Source organism: Streptomyces halobius (assembly GCF_023277745.1).
Taxonomy (GTDB): Bacteria; Actinomycetota; Actinomycetes; order Streptomycetales; family Streptomycetaceae; genus Streptomyces; species Streptomyces halobius.
Window position 1 is genome coordinate 4996783 of sequence record NZ_CP086322.1, and the last position, 16864, is coordinate 5013646.

A 16864-nucleotide genomic window follows, 5' to 3' on the forward strand; every position below is an offset into this window, starting at 1 on the left:
TCGTGCAACGCTCCTCATAAACCGCCCGCAGACGACGGAGCCCCGGCCGCCCACCAAGGGCTGCCGGGGCTCCATCATGGACCTCTCAGGCGCTGCGGCGGGCCGCTAGCCCCACGGGCCGCCGAAGATCCCGCCGTCGTCCTCGCCGCCGTTACCCCCGTCGTTACCCCCGCCGTTGCCGTTGCCGTTGCCGTTGCCCGGCACGGTGGCCAGCACCACGGTGGTGGTCGCGGGGTCGACCGGGGTGCCGTCCGGCGGCGGGCTCTGGTTCTGCACCCGCGCGTTGTCGTCCTGCGGGCTGCCGCCGGCGAACTGGATGTTCGTGAAGCCGGCGTCCTGCAGGATCTGCTTCGCTTCCTTCACCGTCTTGCCGATGACGTTCGGAACCGGCTTCTGCTCCGCTGCCTTGCCGACCGTCAGCGTGACGGTCGAGTTCTTCTTGACCGGCGTCTGTGCCGTCGGGTTCTGGGCGGTGACCTTGCCGACCTGGTTCGGGTCGGACACCTCCTCCTCCCGCTTCTCCACCGTCAGACCGAGGCCCTCCAGCTGCGCCTTCGCCGCGTCGAAGTCCTGGCCGACGACGTTCGGGACCGGCTGCCGGCCCTCCTTGGCGATGGACAGGGTGATGGTGGCGCCCTTGGGCTTCTTGGCGCCCCTCTGGGGGTCCTGCTTGGCGACGGTGCCGGGCTCCCGTTCGGAGACGATGCTCTTGACCTCGACCTTGAAGCCCTTGGCCTGCAGCTCCGACCGCGCGTCCTCCTCGGTCAGGCCGATGACGCTGGGCACCGTGAACCGCTCCGGACCGGTGCACAGCGTGACGGTGACCGTGTCCCCCTTGTCGATCTCGCCCTTCTCCGGGTCCTGCGAGGTGACCTGGTCCTTCTTGACGTTGCTGCAGGCCTTGCTGCCACCCTCGGTGACCTCGAAGCCGCCGTTCCGCCCGGCGTCCTTGGCCTCTTTCAGCGTCTTGCCGACGAGGTTGGGCACCGGCACCGTCCCGGAGTCGGTGCCGCCCGTGAACATCGCCTTGCCGATGAAAATCGCGCCGACCAGGACGAGGATGCCCGCGAGCACCAGCAGGATCGTCGAGGTGTGGCCCTTCTTCTGGCCGCCACCGCCACCGCCCCGGCGCCGGTCGGGCCGGTCGTCGTAGCCGTAGCCCCCGTCGTCCGGGTTCATCGGCGGCAGCATCGAGGTCTGCCCCGCCGGGTCCTGCGGACGCAGCATCGCGGTCGGCTGGTCCTTGTCGAAGCCCACCGCGCCCATCGCGGACGTGGCCGCGACCGGCTGGCCCTCCAGCGCCGCCTCGATGTCGGCGCGCATCTCGTCCGCCGACTGATAGCGGTAGTCAGGGTCCTTGACCAGCGCCTTCAGGACGATGGCGTCCATCTCGGGGGTGATCTCGGGGTCGAAGTTGCTGGGCTTCTGCGGCTCCTCGCGGACATGCTGATACGCCACCGCGACCGGTGAGTCACCGACGAACGGCGGCCGCACGGTGAGCAGCTCGTAGAGCAGACAGCCGGTGGAGTACAGGTCGGAGCGGGCGTCGACCTGCTCGCCCTTGGCCTGCTCGGGCGAGAGGTACTGGGCCGTGCCGATGACCGCCGCGGTCTGCGTCATCGTCATCCCGGCGTCGCCCATCGCGCGTGCGATACCGAAGTCCATGACCTTGACCTGGCCGCTGCGCGTCAGCATGACGTTCGCCGGCTTGATGTCGCGGTGCACGATGCCGGCCCGGTGTGAGTACTCCAGCGCCTGGAGGACGCCGATGGTCATCTCCAGGGAGCGCTCGGGCAGCAGCTTGCGCCCGGAGTGCAGTAGCTCGCGCAGGGTGGAGCCGTCGACGTACTCCATCACGATGTACGGGATCGAGACCCCGTCGACATAGTCCTCGCCGGTGTCGTAGACCGCGACGATCGACGGATGGTTCAGCGAGGCGGCCGACTGGGCCTCACGGCGGAACCGGGCCTGGAAGGACGGGTCACGGGCGAGGTCCACCCGGAGCGTCTTCACCGCTACGGTGCGGCCCAGGCGGGTGTCATGGGCGAGATAGACCTCCGCCATGCCACCGCGGCCGAGCACCGAGCCCAGCTCGTACCGGCCGCCGAGGCGACGCGGCTCTTCCATAAGCTTCTCCAGCCCTCTCCGTCAGTCCCGACCGCACCCGTGTGTGGTCCGGCGGTGTGCTGTTCGGGCATACGGTACCCGGCACGCCGCAACGGGCCGGGCCGCTGCCGCAACCTGATATCCGACCGGTATGGGTACGGCCCGGGTCACTTCTCCCCTTCGAGTACCGCCTCCATGACGTCCTTCGCGATGGGAGCGGAGAGCGCGCCACCGGCGATGTCGTCGCGGAGTGTGTCGGATCCCTCAATGACCACGGCGACCGCGACGGGGGTGCCCTTGGCGGTCTTGGCGTAGGAGATGAACCAGGCGTAGGGGTTGTCCTTGTTGTTCTCGCCGTGCTGCGCGGTACCGGTCTTACCGCCGACTGTGACGTTGGAGATCTGGGCCCTTTTCCCCGTGCCGTGTGTGACCACGGTCTCCATCATGTCCTGGAGCTTCTGGGCGTTCTGCGGAGTGAGCGGCTCGCTCATCTTCTCCGGAGTGTGCTGCTGGACGACATTGAGGTTCGGCGCCTCCAGCTTCTCGACCATGTACGGCTTCATCAGCTTGCCGCCGTTGGCGATCGCCGAGGCGACCATGGCCATCTGCAGCGGGGTGGCCCGGTTGGACGCCTGCCCGATACCGGCCATCGCGTTCTGCGGCCGGTTGTCCTTGGGGTAGATGCTCTCGGCGGCCCGGACCGGGGTGTCGATCTTCGGGTTGTTGAAGCCGAACTTCTCCGCCTCGGCCATCATCTTCTTGTTGCCGAGATCGGCGCTGATCTTGCCGAAGACGGTGTTGCAGGACACCCGCAGCGCCTCGCGCAGGCTGCCGTTCTTGCAGGAGGGGAGGCTGCCCTCGTTTTTCAGCTCGACGCCGGCGGTGTCGGGCAGCGTCCAGGGCAGCGGCGAGTTCGTCTTGGCGTCGATATCGGTGTAGAGCCCGTTCTCCAGCGCCGCCGCGGCCGTGACGACCTTGAAGGTGGAGCCGGGCGGGTAGGTCTGGCGCAGCGCCCGGTTCAGCATCGGGTCGTCGGGGTTGTTCTTCTTCTGGAGCGCGTTGTACGCCTCGGAGTCCTTGTCGCTCATCCCGGCGAAGGTGGACGGGTCGTACGACGGGGTGCTGGCCAGCGCCAGGATCGCGCCGGTCTCCGGGTTGATCGCGGCGACCGCGCCCTTCTTGTCGCCGAGCCCCTCGAAGGCGGCCTTCTGCGCCTTGGCGTCGAGGGTGGTGACCACGTTGCCGCCCTTGCGCTTCTCGCCGGTGAACATGTCGACGGTGCGGCTGAAGAAGAGGCTGTCGTCGCTCCCGGAGAGGATCCCGTCGTTGAGCTTCTCCAGCTGGTTGGCGCCGAACGCCTGCGAGGCGTAGCCGGTGACCGGTGCCCACATCTCGCCGTTCTTGTACGTGCGCTTGTACATGAAGTCACCGGAGTCGGTGGTCGTGGAGCCGGTGACCGGTTTGCCGTCCACGATGATGTTGCCGCGCGGGATGCTGTAGCGCTCGATGGCGACCCGACGGTTGTGCGGGTCGTTCTTCAGTTCGTCGGCCTGGACGAACTGGACCCAGTTGACGCGGACGAGCAGAGCGAGGATCAGCAGGCCGCAGAAGATCGCGACCCGGCGCAGGGGCTTGTTCACGGGCGGACCACCTGGGTCATCTCGGCGTCGGTGGACGGGGCGGGGGCCGGCGCGGGCCGCCGCGCGGTGTCGCTGATACGCAGCAGGATTCCGACGAGCGCCCAGTTGGCGATCACGGACGACCCGCCCTGGGCCAGGAACGGCATCGTCATACCGGTCAGCGGGATCAGCCCCGTCACACCGCCGGCGACGACGAAGACCTGCAGCGCGAACGCGCCGGACAGACCCACCGCGAGCAGCTTGCCGAACGGGTCGCGGGCGGCCAGCGCCGTACGGATGCCGCGCTGGATCAGCAGGGCGTACAGCAGCAGGACGCCCATCAGCCCGGCGAGGCCGATCTCCTCGCCGACCGTGGCGAGAATGTAGTCGCTCTTGGGCGCGATACCGCGGATGAGGCGTGAGTAGCCCTGGCCGAGACCGGAGCCGAGGATGCCGCCGGAGCCGAAGGAGTACATCGCCTGGGCGGTTTCCGTGACACCGCCGTCCTGCAGCTCCAGCGGGTTGAGCCAGTTGTGCACACGGGTCTGGACGTGCGACTCGAACGTGGCCACCGCGACCGCGCCGCCCGCGCTGAGCAGCAGACCGAAGACGATCCAGCTGGTGCGCTCGGTGGCGACGTACAGCATCACGACGAACAGGCCGAAGAACAGCAGTGAGGTGCCCAGGTCGGTCTCGAAGACCAGGATCATCAGGCTCAGCGCCCAGATGACCAGGATCGGGCCGAGGTCGCGGCCGCGCGGCAGGTAGAGCCCCATGAAGCGGCGGCTGGCCAGCGCCAGCGCGTCCCGCTTCACCATCAGATAGCCGGCGAAGAAGACCGCGATGATGATCTTCGCGAATTCGCCGGGCTGCAGCGAGCCGAGACCGGGAATCGTGATCCAGATCTTGGCACCGTTCACGCCGGGGAAGAACATCGGGGCGATCAGCAGGACCAGCGCCACGACCATGGAGATATAGGTGTAGCGCTGCAGGACACGGTGGTCCTTGAGGAAGATCAGCAGGGCCAGGAAGAGCGCCACGCCGAACGTCGACCACATCAGCTGGTTGGGCGCCATCGCCGAGCCCAGCGTGGGCTCCTGGTCGAGCCGCCAGATGAAGACCAGCCCCATGCCGTTCAGCAGGGTGGCGATGGGCAGCATCAGCGGGTCGGCGTACGGCGCCCACTTGCGGACGACGAGATGCGCCACACCGGCCAGCAGCCCCAGGCCCAGTGCGTAGCCCAGGACGCCGGCGGGCACCGAGTGGTCCTTCGCCAGGCCGACGTTGATGTACGCGAACACCGGGATCAGCACCGCGAAGACGAGCATCGCCAGCTCGGTGTTACGGCGGCTCGGGGCGCCGATGGTGCCGATGGTGGTGGTGTTGGTGGTACTGCTCATGAGATGTCCGGCCCCCTACGCCCTCACTGCTGGGTGCTGCAATTCTTTTCCAGCTTCCGCTGCTCCTCGGTGGGGGCCTGGCCGGTGGTGGGTGCGGGAGTGGCGGACGGGCTCGCGGCGAGCGTACCGGCGGTCGCGGAGGAGCTCGGCTTGCCGCTGGGCGCGCCGGGCTTGCCCGCGGGTGTCCCGGTCGTGCCGCCGGCCTGGCCCTCGCCCTTCTCCCGCGCGGCGTCGCGCTCGGCGGCCTGCCGCTGCTCCAGGATGCGGCAGGCGCTGGCCTGCTTGCCCAGCTCGATGACCTTCTCGCCGGCCCGGGCGCGGCTGTCGACCGCGATCGTCTCCTTGACCTGGTTGCGCTGGTACGGCGGCAGGTACTTGAGTTCGATCTCGGGGTGGTCCTCGTCCACATCGCTGAGCGAGATCCACGCCAGGTCCTGGCTGAGGCCCCGGTAGAGCGCGACGTGGTTGTCCTTGGCGCCGACGAAGTACTGCGTCTGCGTCCAGCGGTAGCCGGCGTAGAGCCCGCCGCCGACGACGGCCAGCACGAGGGCGATCAACAGCGACCGCTTGATCCATCTGCCGCGCTTGGGCTTGATGAAGTCCTCGTCCATGAACGCGCCGAACGAGCCCTGCGGCCCGCCGACCTCGGGACCGCCGCTTCCGGGCGGGCCGAAGGCGCCTCCGGGCGGCGCGGGCGGCTGGTCCCGGCGGCCGAGCTCGGCGGCGCGGGCGGCCGGCGTCTGCAGCGTGCTGGGGTCGTTGAGCTGGTGCTGGTTCTCGGCGACGGCACCCACGATGACCGGGGTGTCGTTGAGCTGGCCGGTCATCGTGTCATTGGCGTCCACGTCCAGGACGTCGGCGACGATGCAGGTGATGTTGTCCGGCCCGCCGCCGCGCAGCGCGAGCTGGATCAGCTCCTGGATGGTCTCGTGCGGCCCGTGGTAGCCGGCCAGGGTCTCTTCCAGCGTCTGGTGGCTGACGACCCCGGACAGCCCGTCCGAGCAGATCAGATAGCGGTCGCCGGCCCGCACCTCGCGGATCGACAGATCCGGCTCGACATGATCACCGCTGCCCAGCGCCCGCATCAGCAGCGAACGCTGCGGGTGGGTGGTGGCCTCCTCCTCGGTGATCCGGCCCTCGTCGACGAGCCGCTGCACCCAGGTGTGGTCCTGCGTGATCTGCGTGAGCACGCCGTCCCGCAGCAGGTAGGCGCGCGAGTCGCCGACGTGTACCAGGCCGAGCCGCTGCCCCGTCCAGAGCAGGGCGGTCAGCGTGGTGCCCATGCCCTCCAGCTGGGCGTCCTCCTCGACCATGACGCGCAGCTGCTCGTTGGCGCGCTGCACGGCGCTGCCGAGGGAGGTGAGGATGTCGGAGCCGGGCACATCGTCGTCGAGCTGGACGAGGCTGGAGATCACCTCCGAGCTGGCGACCTCACCGGCGGCCTGGCCGCCCATGCCGTCCGCGACGGCGAGAAGGCGGGGCCCGGCGTAACCGGAGTCCTCGTTGCCCTCCCGGATCATGCCCTTGTGCGATCCGGCGGCGAAGCGCAGTGACAGGCTCATGCGCACCTCACCCGTCGGTTCGGGGTACATCCGCACGGTGCCCACCCTCCGGTCGGGAGCACGCCGGGGTCCGCCGAGTGGACCGTCGCGGCTCGCTCGCTCCGCTCGCTCATTGTCGTACTACTTCCGCAGCTCGATGACGGTCTTGCCGATGCGGATCGGGGCTCCCAGCGGAATCGGTGTCGGGGTTGTCAGTCGGGTCCGATCAAGATACGTGCCATTGGTGGAACCGAGGTCCTCGACGATCCACTGGCCGTCACGGTCCGGGTAGATCCTGGCATGCCTGCTGGACGCGTAGTCGTCGTCCAGCACGATCGTGGAATCGTGCGCCCTGCCCAGGGAGATGGTCTGGCCTTGGAGGGCGACCGTGGTACCGGACAGCGAGCCTTCGGAAACCACCAGCTTGGTGGGGGCCCCGCGACGCTGGCGGCTGCCGCCGCGGCCGCCGTCCTGGCGCCGCTGCTGCTGGGGCGGCGCGGCCTGGCGCTGCGTACGCGCTTCCTGCCCGCCGCGCCGGGCGGCGCCACGCTGCGTGACACGCGTGCCGAACAGATCGCTGCGGATGACCTGAACGGCCACGATGACGAACAGCCACAGTACGGCGAGGAAACCCAACCGCATGACCGTGAGGGTCAGCTCTGACATTGCCCCCGCTTCACCCTTCGGCTTGCCGGTAAACGATGGTGGTGCTGCCCACGACAATTCGTGAGCCGTCGCGGAGATTAGCGCGAGTGGTGTGCTGCCCGTCCACCACGATGCCGTTCGTGGAGCCCAGATCCTGAATCGTGGGGGGCGGTCCGACCCGGATCTCACAGTGCCGCCGCGAGACACCCGGGTCGTCGATCCGTACGTCCGCGTCGGTGCTGCGGCCCAGCACCAGGGTGGGCCGCGAGATCTGGTGGCGGGTGCCGTTGATCTCGATCCAGCGCCTGGTCTGCGTGTAGGGCTGCGGCCCCGCGCCGGCCGGTGCGGCACGGGGTGCGGGGTGTGCGGCGCCGGGAGGCGGGGACGAGGGCATGGGGGGCGGGCCCACGTGACCGCCGCCGAGGCCGCCACGGGGCGCCACGGTGGCGCGCGCCGCCGCTGCCTGGCCCGGCTGCTCCTGCGACGTGCTGGCGGCGAGGGTGCGGCTGCGCACGCGGTACAGGCCGGTGTCGAGATCGTCGGCCTTCTCCAGGTGCACCTTGATCGGGCCCATGAAGGTGTAGCGCTGCTGCTTGGCGTAGTCGCGGACCATGCCGGAGAGCTCGTCGCCGAGCTGCCCGCTGTAGGGGCTGAGCCGCTCGTAGTCGGGAGCGCTCAGCTCGACGATGAAGTCGTTGGGGACGACCGTGCGGTCGCGGTTCCAGATGGTCGCGTTGTTGTCGCACTCACGCTGCAGCGCCCCGGCGATCTCAACGGGCTGCACCTCGGACTTGAACACCTTGGCGAAGGTGCCGTTGACGAGACCTTCGAGACGCTGCTCGAAACGCTTCAGTACTCCCACGGGGCACCTCCTTCCTCAGTCTTCGTCGGGGTCGGCCTGGTACTGCTTACTGATCGTATCCACGCGGCGGGAAATCGGCTGGTTCCCCTTTCCCGCCTGGAGGACGAGTGTCGCCCCTCACAAGGTTGCCCGGTGCTGATGTCTCCCTGCTCACTGCTTGCCCACTGCTTGTGCACTGCGATCGTAGATGTGCCCCGGAGACAGTGTCCCGCAACCGCAGACCTCGCCCGCCGGGAGGGGAACCGGAGCCTTCCGGCCGTGCCCGGTCCGGTGATCCTTCCGGCGGCCCGCGTCCCCGGGGCCGGTGGTCCTTCCGGCGGCCCGCCGTCCTGGGATCGGAGATCCGTCCGGCGGCCCGTGTCCTCGATGGCGGACACCGTGAGTGTGAACCCTCGCCGGGTCGCCTGGCGAACCCCCGGCGAACGGCGGCCGCCCGCCCCGGTACGGCCCGCAGGGCGGGGACCGGGGGAAAGGCGTGTGAAGGCACCCTCGGCACCGTGCTAATCTTCTGGATGTCGGCAGGCGCTCGCACAAGACCCGGACGGAACAGTCCGGATCATGTGGGAGAATCCATCGGCAACACCCATGCGCGGGTGGCGGAATAGGCAGACGCGCTGGATTCAGGTTCCAGTGCCCGAAAGGGCGTGGGGGTTCAACTCCCCCCTCGCGCACTGAGGAGCACCGTAGGTGCTTCTGAGCAACGAAGAAAAGGTCCTCATCGTGACGATGGGGACCTTTTCGTTTTGGCTTCTGTGTGGGCTTCTCGGCTTCGCGGCGGCTTCGTCGTGGCGCTCATGCGCTCCCTCCGGCAAGCCGGGGAATTGCGCGCAGGCTGTGGTCGCAGGCGGCCCGGCTCTGCAACCGGCCGGGATGAAGGATGAGCCCGCCCAGGGGTGAGGCCGATGAGGGATGAGTCCTACGTCACATCCGGGATTGCTGTGTCACGGATGGTGGCCCGTGATGGTGGCCGGGGGCGCACCGTAACGGCCGGCGCCTCGCGCGGCATCCCTCACCGCGGCCGGCCGCGGTGAGGGATGCCCGGCTCCGTGCCCTTCTGTGGACGGCGGGCTGGGCGGCGTGTGCGTGGGCGGTGCTTGAGGCGTACTTGGGCGTCGGCCAGACCCTGCCACGCGGCTGACCTTGCCATTCGGCAGCTCCGGTCTCTCCTCGCCCTCCCGTTCCCGCTCCCCACCCTCCCCCTCCGCGCACATTTCCCCTCTTCCTCCCTTCATCCTCCGTCCTCCCCCCGGCCCCTCCGCGGAGAGTTATCCACAGGCTCTGACGGACGGCGGCGGCTGTCGGTACCGTCGTCGCAGTCGATTCGGAGTCGGCCGGCAGGCCGGTCAGGTGCAGGTCGTGAAGGGGGAGGTGGCCCGCGATGTCGCGTGTGCCGTACGTACCGGGGTTCGCGGAGGCGGATGCGGAGGGACCGTCGGCCAAGGGTGTGGGCAAGGCGCTGCGGGAGCGGATCCCCCGGAGGGAGCAGGCAGCGCTGTCGCTCTCGGCCGGGCGGCCGGACGCGGTAGCGGCGGTAGAGGAGTCCAACGCGGGGCGGCTGCCGGAACTGACCCCGATACGGGTCGGACGGATGGCCGCCAGCCCCTTCGCCTTCCTCCGCGGCTCCGCCGGCCTGATGGCGTACGACCTGGTCGGCGCGCCCGTGACCGGCATCGGTGCGCAGATCTGCGGGGATGCCCACGCGGCCAACTTCGGCCTCTACGGCGACGCCCGCGGTGGCCTGGTCATAGACCTCAATGACTTCGACGAGACCTTGTACGGGCCGTGGGAGTGGGACGTGAAGCGGCTCGCGACATCGCTGGTGCTGGCGGGCCGGGAGGCGGGTGCCGCGGAGGACGAGTGCCGGAAGGCGGCGCAGGACGCGGCGGGCGCGTACCGGCGCACGATGCGGCTGCTGGCGAAGCTGCCGGTGACCGAGGCGTGGAACGCGATCGCCGATGAGGAGCTGGTCTCCCACACCGACGCCCGGGATCTGCTGGGGACGCTGGAGCGGGTCGCCGCCAAGGCGCGCAAGAACACCAGCGCACGGTTCGCGGCCAAGGCCACGGAGCGGACGCCGGACGGCGGTCGCCGTTTCATGAACGCACCGCCGGTGCTGCGGCAGGTGCCGGACGAGGAGGCGGCGGCAGTGGCTTCGTCGCTAGCCGGCTATCTGGAGACGCTTCCGGAGGACCGGCTGCCCCTGCTGGCCAGGTACGCCGTGCACGATGTGGCCTTCCGTGTGGTGGGGACGGGCAGCGTGGGACTGCGCTCGTATGTGGTGCTGCTGCTGGACCACCGGGGCGAGCCGCTGGTGCTCCAGGTGAAGGAGGCGCGCGGCTCGGTGCTGGCACCGTTCGTGGAGAAGGCGGGCTTTGAAGTGCCGTCGGTGGCCCACGAGGGGCGCCGGGTGGTGCTCGGGCAGCAGCGGATGCAGGTCGTCAGTGACACGCTGCTGGGCTGGACGACGGTGCCGGATGTGGCGGCGTCCGGCGTGTCGGATGTGGCGGGGTCCGGCGGGCGCGGCATAGGCATGGGGAACGGCCGTAGGGAAGGGCTGTCGTTCCAGGTGCGGCAGTTCAGGAACCGCAAGGGCAGCGTGGACCCCGCCGAGCTGTCCGGTGACCAGATGGACGACTACGCACGGATGACCGGTGCGCTGCTGGCGCGGGCACACGCGCACAGCGCCGACCCGCGGGTGGTGGCCGGCTACTGCGGCAAGGGGGAGGAGCTGGACGAGGCGATGGCGGAGTTCGCGGTCTTGTACGCGGACCGCACGGAGGCGGATCACGCGGCCCTGGCCGCGGCGGTGAAGAGCGGCCGCATCGCGGCAGAGATGGGGGTGTGACGGAGCCTGGCCTGACATGGCCCGGTTGTACGGCGGGCTGATACGGGTTACAGGTGTGGCGATTTACAGGTGGCGATCCGGGTTATCCGGGATTGGTGGGCGCGGGTGGGCTTGGCGGGGGCCTGATCGACGCGTGGGGTCCGGCGGACGTCAGCCGGGGCCGGTGGCTGCCGGGCCGGCCGTGGGGTGGGCCTCGGGCTGATGCGGCGGGGCTGATGTGGGGATGGGGGGTGGTGGGTGGGGCGGGGGGAGGGGAGGCCCCCGGGGAACGGTTGGGCGGCTGCGGCTGTGGAGTGCGTCGCCCTCCATGGGCCGTACGCTGACCGGGTGACGAACTCGCACGCGGAGAACGCGCACGACGGCCAGGACGCCCCGACCCCTCACGATGCCGAGGGCGCCGCGGACCACCAGGCGGCCCAGGACGCCGCGACCCGGCGGCTGGCGAAGGCCGTGCTGGCGGCCGAGCAGGCGCTGATCGAGTTTGAGATCGCGGTGGAGACCTTCCGGGTGGAGGTGGAGAACTTCTCCCGTCTGCACCATCAGCGGCTCGGCCCGATGTACGCACGGCTGGATGAGCTGGACGCGCAGATCGCTGAGGCCGTCGCGGCGCGTACGGGGGCGTCCGAGGACATCCGTAAGGCCGAGGAGGCGCGGGCCTCGGTGCTGCCGATGCCGGATGTGGAGGAGCTGTTCCACGGCTGGATCGGGTCGGAGGGGCTGTTCCCCGAGTCGCAGGCGATGCTCACCGAGCAGTCGGTGCGGCCGCCGCAGAAGGTGCGGCCCAGTGAGGAGGCCCGCAAGGTCTACCGCGACCTGGTGCGTCAGGCCCATCCGGACCTGGCGCGGGACGATGCGGAGCGGGCCCGGCGGGACGCGTTCATCGCGCGGGTCAACATGGCGTACGCCCAGGGCGACGAGGCCGCGCTGCGGGAGCTGACGCGGGAGTGGGCGGCCGGTCCGGCGCCCGCCGAGGCGCGGCTTTCCGAGAGTGAGGAGCTCTACGCGCGGCTGGAGTGGCTGGCCGAGCGCAAGGAGCTGCTGGCGGCCGTTGCTGCCGAGCTGGAGCAAAGCGCGATCGGCGCGATGATCAAGATGGCGCCGCAGGATCCGGACGGACTGCTCGATGAGATCGCCGAGAAGCTGCTCGCGGATGTGGCGGAACGCGAGGCGTATCTCGCGCAGCTGGTCGGGTAGCGTCGGAGACATGCAATTCGGTTCTGTGCCCACGGTCGGTGTCGACGCTCTGACGTTGGAGGACTTCCTCCTGGACGTGCGTGAGGACGATGAGTGGGAGGCGGGGCACGCCGAGGGCGCGCTGCACATCCCGATGAGCGAATTCGTCGCCCGCTACGGTGAATTGGCCGAGGCGGCGCCCGCGGACGGCAAGGTCTATGTCCTGTGCCGGGTCGGCGGTCGTTCGGCGCAGGTGGCGCAGTATCTGATCCAGCAGGGTGTCGACGCGGTGAATGTCGCCGGCGGTATGCAGGCATGGGAGGCCGCCGGCCGCCCCGTGTCCGACGGCAAGGGCGGCTCGGGAACGGTCGTCTAGATCTTGACGGTGAGATCTTGACGGTCGGATCTCCACGGTGGGATCTCGGTTGTAGATCTACAAGATCTTGTCGATCTCGATGGTCTGGTGGACGGTCCGCTGAGGGCGGGACTGCTGCCGGGGCGGACCCTCGCCCTGTTCGAGCGGTGACCGCGCGCCGATGAAGGGCGGCCTCCTCGCTCCGGCGGAGCGCCTTCCTCAGCTCAATGGCGCGGGCTCTTCAGCCCCCAATGGATGCGCCGCGAGCAGATCGCCGAGAGCCTCTTCGTGTGCGGCGGCCGGGCGCAGGGAAAGTTCGAGTCGCTTGGCCCAGGCGTGGTAGCGGTGCAGCTGGTAGCCGGTGTCGGCGCCGAAGCCGCCGTGCAGGTGCTGGGCGGTCTGGACGACGCGGCGTACGCCCTCGGAGGCCCAGATCTTGGCGACGGCGACATCTCCCGCGGGTGGTAGTGGGCCGGCCGCGTCGGTGGTGATGTGCCAAGCGGCCTGCCAGAGCGTGGCTTCCATGGCGCGCAGGTCGATGTAGCGGTCGGCGGTCTGGACGGCGACGGCCTGGAAGGTGGCCACGGGGAAGCCGAACTGTTCGCGTTTGCTTGTGTAGTCGCTGGTCATGGCGAGGACGCGTTCCCCGAGGCCGAGGGCGAGTGCGCAGGTGCCCGTGGTGAGGATGTTACGCAGTGTGTCCCAGGCGGCGGGGGTGTTGATCATCTCCTGCGCGCTGATGCGTACGGAATCCAGCCGGACCTCGGCGAGGCGCTCTCCGTTGGTGGAGATCTGGTCGTCGAGTGTGACCCCGGGGTGGGTGCGGGGGACGAGGGCGAGGACGGCGTGGCCGTCGGGTGTGTGGGCGGGGAGCAGTATCCGGTCGGCGGTCTGGGCCCAGGGGGCGGTGGTCTGGGTGCCGTCGAGGATCCAGTGGGTGCCTTCCTGGTGGGCGGCCACGGCGAGTTCGGCCGGGTCGTGTCCGGTGCGGCCGCCGACGGCGACGGTGATGACGAGGTCACCGGTGGCGATGCCGGGCAGCACCTCGGCTCGTAGTCCGCTCGTCGCGTGGTGCTGGAGGGTGAGCGCGGCGGCGCTGGTCTCCAGGAGTGGGACGCGGGCGAGCACCTTGGCGGATTCGCGCAGCACCAGGCAGAGCGCGATCGGGTCCAGTCCCGCGCCGCCGTGTTCGGGTGCGATCAGCAGGCTCAGCAGGTCGGCGTCGGCGAGCTTGCGCCAGAGCGTGCGGTCGAAGTCGTCGGCGACGGCTCCGGGGGTGAGCGCCGGGCTGGGCACGCTGTCGGGGGCGACGCCCCCGAACACGGCTTTTGCCGCCTCGGCTGCGGCCTGCTGCTCCTCGGTGAAGGTGAAGTCCACTGGTCTGTCCTCCCACGCGGCCGCTGAACTGACGCCGCGTCAAGATAGAACAAGTTGCAGGAATTGGGAATGGCCGCCGGTGAGGCCGAGGGGGCGGTGCGCATCAGGAACCCGCAGCGAACAGGGGACGCCGAGGGAATCGATCCGAAGCAAGGGAACCAAGGAGCCGGAGGGGACCGGGCGCATCAGGAGACTGAGGAAGCCGGAGGAACCGAAGGAACTCAGAAAACCGAGGAAACCGAGGGATCGGAGCCGTTGCAGCGTCGATTGCCTTGGACGCGTGGGAGCGCCGATTGCCCCGGATCCTTCGCAGTGCCCGTTGCCCCGGCCCCACCGCACCCGGTTGGCCGCCGTGTCAGCGGTCGAAGTCCAGCTCGACCTTTTCGGTGACCGGGTGTGACTGGCAGGCCAGTACGTACCCGGCGTCGACCTCGTCCGCCTCCAGCGCGAAGTTGCGATCCATGCGTATCTTGCCGGAGACCAGGAACGCCCGGCAGGTACCGCACACTCCGCCCTTGCAGGCGTACGGGGCGTCTGCGCGATTGCGCAGCACCGCGTCCAGCAACGATTCGCCGTCGTGCACCGGCCAGTTGCCGGAGCGTCCGTCGAGGGTCGCGGTCACGGTGCTGTGTGCGGGGGCGGAGGCGGCGGGGACCGGTGGTGCGGCAGCAGCGCCGTTGTCGACGTGGAAGATCTCTTCGTGGATGCGGCTGCGGGGCACCTTCAGGGAGCGCAGGGCGCGCTCGGCGCCCTGGACGAGGCCGAAGGGGCCGCACAGGAACCAGCCGTCCACCGACTCGACCGTCAGCAGCGCGGGCAGCAGAGACCGCAGCCGGTCTTCGTCGAGCCGGCCGGACGGCAGCCCGGCCTGCTGCTCTTCGCGGGAGAGGACGGGGATGAGCTGGAAGCGCTGTGGACAGCGGTCCTTCAGGTCGGCGACTTCCTCCAGGAACATCGTCGAGGCCGCGGTGCGGTCGCTGCGGATGAGGCAGAAGCGGGCGTCCGGCTCCTGGGCGAGGAGCGTGGAGACGATGGAGAGTACGGGGGTGATGCCGCTGCCGCCGACGATCCCCACGAAGTGGCCGGGGCGTGGTTCGAGGGTGAACCGGCCGGCCGGGGGCATGACTTCCACTGTGTCGCCGACCGCCAGCTCCTTGAACGCATAGGTCGAGAACGCGCCCTCTTCGATCAGGCGGATGCCCACCCGCAGCACGGGCTCGTCGGTGGCCGGGGTGCAGATGGAGTAGGTGCGGCGGACCTCCTGGCCGTCGACCGTCCTGCGCAGTGCGATGTGCTGCCCGGGGGTGTGCCGGAAGGCCGCGCGCAGCTCGGGCGGTACGTCGAAGGTGACGGCCACCGCGTCGTCCGTGAGCCGCTCGGTCTCCCGGACCCGGAGCGGGTGGAACATCACAACTCCTTGAAGTGGTCGAAGGGTTCGCGGCAGGACTCACAGCGGCGCAGTGCCTTGCACGCCGTGGCGGAGAACCGGCTCAGCAGGGTGGTGTCGGTCGATCCGCAGTGCGGGCAGCGGATCGCGAGGTCGACGGCGACCGGTCCGGGCGCGGGGCCGGTGGGGCGCGGTGGTGCTATCCCGAATGCGGCCAGTTTCCGGCGGCCTTCGGCGGTGATCTCGTCCGTGCTCCAGGGCGGGCTGAGGACCGTACGGACCTCGACCTCGGGTATGCCGTGGTCGTGCAGCACGCGCTCGATGTCCGCGGACATCGCCTCGACGGCGGGGCAGCCGGTGTAGGTGGGGGTGAGCCGCACCTCGACCCGGCCGGGGGCGGTCAGCCGCACCTCACGCAGTACGCCGAGCTCGGCGAGGGTGAGGACCGGCAGCTCGGGGTCGGGCACGGAGCCGGCCAGCGCGCGCAGTTCCTCTTCGAGGGCTGTGGTGGTCACCATGTCGCTCCCGGGTGGCTGCGGTGGAGGTGCTGCATTTCGGCGAGCATCCGCCCGAAAGGCTCGGTGTGCAGGCCCTGGCGTCCGGCGCCGGCGGTCCATGCCCCGCGCTGTGGGCCTTCGGGGGCGCTGAGTGCGGCGCGCTCCAGGATGCTGGTGATGCTTGCCGTCCAGTCGTCGTGCAGCGCGGACCAGGAGACGTCCAGCCCGGCCACCGGCTCGAACAGCTCGCCGGTGAACTGCCACAGGGCGTCCAGACCGCGCCGCATCCGGGCGTGGCTCTCGTCGGTGCCGTCGCCCAGGCGCAGCGTCCACTGCTCGGCATGATCGCGGTGGTAGGCGGTCTCCTTGACCGCCTTCGCGGCCAGTGGTGTCAACTCACTTTCCTGTGCCGCGAGTTGGGTGAACAGCAGCTCCTGGTAGGTGGAGAAGTAGAGCTGGCGGGCGATGGTGTGGGCGAAGTCGCCGTTGGGCTGCTCGACGAGCTGGAGGTTGCGGAACTGCCGCTCCTCGCGCAGATACGTCAGCTCGTCCTCGTCGCCGACGAGGGAGAGCAGGACGCGGGCCTGGCCGAGCAGATCAAGGGCGATATTGGCGAGGGCGACCTCTTCCTCCAGGACGGGCGCGTGCCCGGCCCACTCGCCCAGGCGGTGGGAGAGGATCAGGGCGTCGTCCCCGAGGGGCAGGGCCGGGGGGACCGTGGCGTTCGTCACAGGTGATGCACCCCGTCCGGGATGTCGTAGAACGTCGGGTGGCGGTAGGGCTTGTCGCCGGCCGGTTCAAAGAACGCGTCCTTCTCGTCCGGGGAGGAGGCGGTGATCTGGGCGGCGGGCACCACCCATATCGAGACGCCCTCCGAGCGACGGGTGTAGAGATCGCGGGCGTTGCGCAGCGCCATCTCGGCGTCCGGCGCGTGCAGGCTGCCGGCGTGGGAGTGTGAGAGTCCGCGGCGGCTGCGGACGAAGACCTCCCACAGCGGCCATTCGGCGGGCCGCGCGGTCGTCCCGGCGGCCGTCTGCGCGGTCGTCCCGGCGGCCGT

At 69.9% G+C, this 16864-nt stretch carries 14 protein-coding genes and 1 tRNA gene; 4 read left to right on the forward strand and 11 right to left on the reverse strand.

Going from position 1 to position 16864, the window contains the following annotated elements; translation table 11 throughout:
- Positions 1 to 105: 105 nt before the first annotated feature.
- The 6 genes from pknB to K9S39_RS22715 all read right to left on the reverse strand — a co-directional run bounded on the left by pknB (position 106) and on the right by K9S39_RS22715 (position 8173).
- Positions 106 to 2127 carry a Stk1 family PASTA domain-containing Ser/Thr kinase gene (gene pknB / locus K9S39_RS22690; protein ID WP_248865179.1) on the reverse strand — a complete coding sequence of 674 codons (2022 nt, stop codon included), beginning with the start codon at positions 2125 to 2127 and terminating at the stop codon, positions 106 to 108.
- 146 nt (positions 2128 to 2273) lie between these two features.
- On the reverse strand, positions 2274 to 3746 hold the full coding sequence (locus tag K9S39_RS22695) for a peptidoglycan D,D-transpeptidase FtsI family protein (RefSeq protein WP_248865180.1): 1473 nt from the start codon (positions 3744 to 3746) through the stop codon (positions 2274 to 2276).
- Entirely contained in the window at positions 3743 to 5125 is a 1383-nt protein-coding gene (locus tag K9S39_RS22700; protein WP_248865181.1) for an FtsW/RodA/SpoVE family cell cycle protein, read from the reverse strand. Before K9S39_RS22700 ends, K9S39_RS22695 begins: the two co-directional genes overlap by 4 nt.
- Positions 5126 to 5148: 23 nt before the next feature.
- Positions 5149 to 6687: a PP2C family protein-serine/threonine phosphatase gene (locus tag K9S39_RS22705; protein ID WP_248865182.1), complete on the reverse strand. Its 1539-nt coding sequence runs from the start codon at positions 6685 to 6687 to the stop codon at positions 5149 to 5151.
- Between the two features lie 120 nt (positions 6688 to 6807).
- Positions 6808 to 7332: an FHA domain-containing protein FhaB/FipA gene (locus K9S39_RS22710; RefSeq protein WP_248865183.1), complete on the reverse strand. Its 525-nt coding sequence runs from the start codon at positions 7330 to 7332 to the stop codon at positions 6808 to 6810.
- A 10-nt stretch (positions 7333 to 7342) separates the two neighbouring features.
- Entirely contained in the window at positions 7343 to 8173 is an 831-nt protein-coding gene (locus tag K9S39_RS22715) for an FhaA domain-containing protein (protein WP_248865184.1), read from the reverse strand.
- 587 nt (positions 8174 to 8760) lie between these two features.
- Here K9S39_RS22715 and K9S39_RS22720 point away from each other — a divergent pair.
- The 4 genes from K9S39_RS22720 (at position 8761) to K9S39_RS22735 (ending at position 12567) form a co-directional block, all read left to right on the forward strand.
- Positions 8761 to 8844, forward strand: a tRNA-Leu gene (locus tag K9S39_RS22720).
- Positions 8845 to 9551: 707 nt separating this feature from the next.
- Positions 9552 to 11018: a DUF2252 domain-containing protein gene (locus K9S39_RS22725; RefSeq protein WP_248865185.1), complete on the forward strand. Its 1467-nt coding sequence runs from the start codon at positions 9552 to 9554 to the stop codon at positions 11016 to 11018.
- Positions 11019 to 11345: 327 nt separating this feature from the next.
- A complete protein-coding gene (locus K9S39_RS22730) occupies positions 11346 to 12212 on the forward strand; it encodes a J domain-containing protein (protein ID WP_248865186.1) in 867 nt (288 codons plus the stop codon).
- 10 nt (positions 12213 to 12222) lie between these two features.
- Positions 12223 to 12567 (forward strand): rhodanese-like domain-containing protein, encoded by a 345-nt coding sequence (locus K9S39_RS22735; RefSeq protein ID WP_248865187.1) that lies wholly within the window; start codon positions 12223 to 12225, stop codon positions 12565 to 12567.
- Between the two features lie 198 nt (positions 12568 to 12765).
- Here the strand turns inward: K9S39_RS22735 and K9S39_RS22740 are convergent, their stop codons facing one another.
- The 5 genes from K9S39_RS22740 to paaB all read right to left on the reverse strand — a co-directional run bounded on the left by K9S39_RS22740 (position 12766) and on the right by paaB (position 16801).
- A complete protein-coding gene (locus tag K9S39_RS22740) occupies positions 12766 to 13923 on the reverse strand; it encodes an acyl-CoA dehydrogenase family protein (RefSeq protein ID WP_248865188.1) in 1158 nt (385 codons plus the stop codon).
- 355 nt (positions 13924 to 14278) lie between these two features.
- Entirely contained in the window at positions 14279 to 15331 is a 1053-nt protein-coding gene (paaE, locus tag K9S39_RS22745; RefSeq protein ID WP_248865189.1) for a 1,2-phenylacetyl-CoA epoxidase subunit PaaE, read from the reverse strand.
- The gene (gene paaD / locus K9S39_RS22750) at positions 15331 to 15828 is read right to left on the reverse strand and encodes a 1,2-phenylacetyl-CoA epoxidase subunit PaaD (RefSeq protein WP_248865190.1); all 498 of its coding nucleotides are present in this window, start codon (positions 15826 to 15828) and stop codon (positions 15331 to 15333) included. The genes paaE and paaD overlap by 1 nt, the downstream gene beginning before the upstream one ends.
- The gene (paaC, locus tag K9S39_RS22755; RefSeq protein WP_248865191.1) at positions 15822 to 16538 is read right to left on the reverse strand and encodes a 1,2-phenylacetyl-CoA epoxidase subunit PaaC; all 717 of its coding nucleotides are present in this window, start codon (positions 16536 to 16538) and stop codon (positions 15822 to 15824) included. The genes paaD and paaC overlap by 7 nt, the downstream gene beginning before the upstream one ends.
- Complete coding sequence (gene paaB, locus K9S39_RS22760; protein ID WP_248868916.1) at positions 16535 to 16801, reverse strand: 1,2-phenylacetyl-CoA epoxidase subunit PaaB; 267 nt, start codon at positions 16799 to 16801, stop codon at positions 16535 to 16537. Before paaB ends, paaC begins: the two co-directional genes overlap by 4 nt.
- Positions 16802 to 16864: the final 63 nt, after the last annotated feature.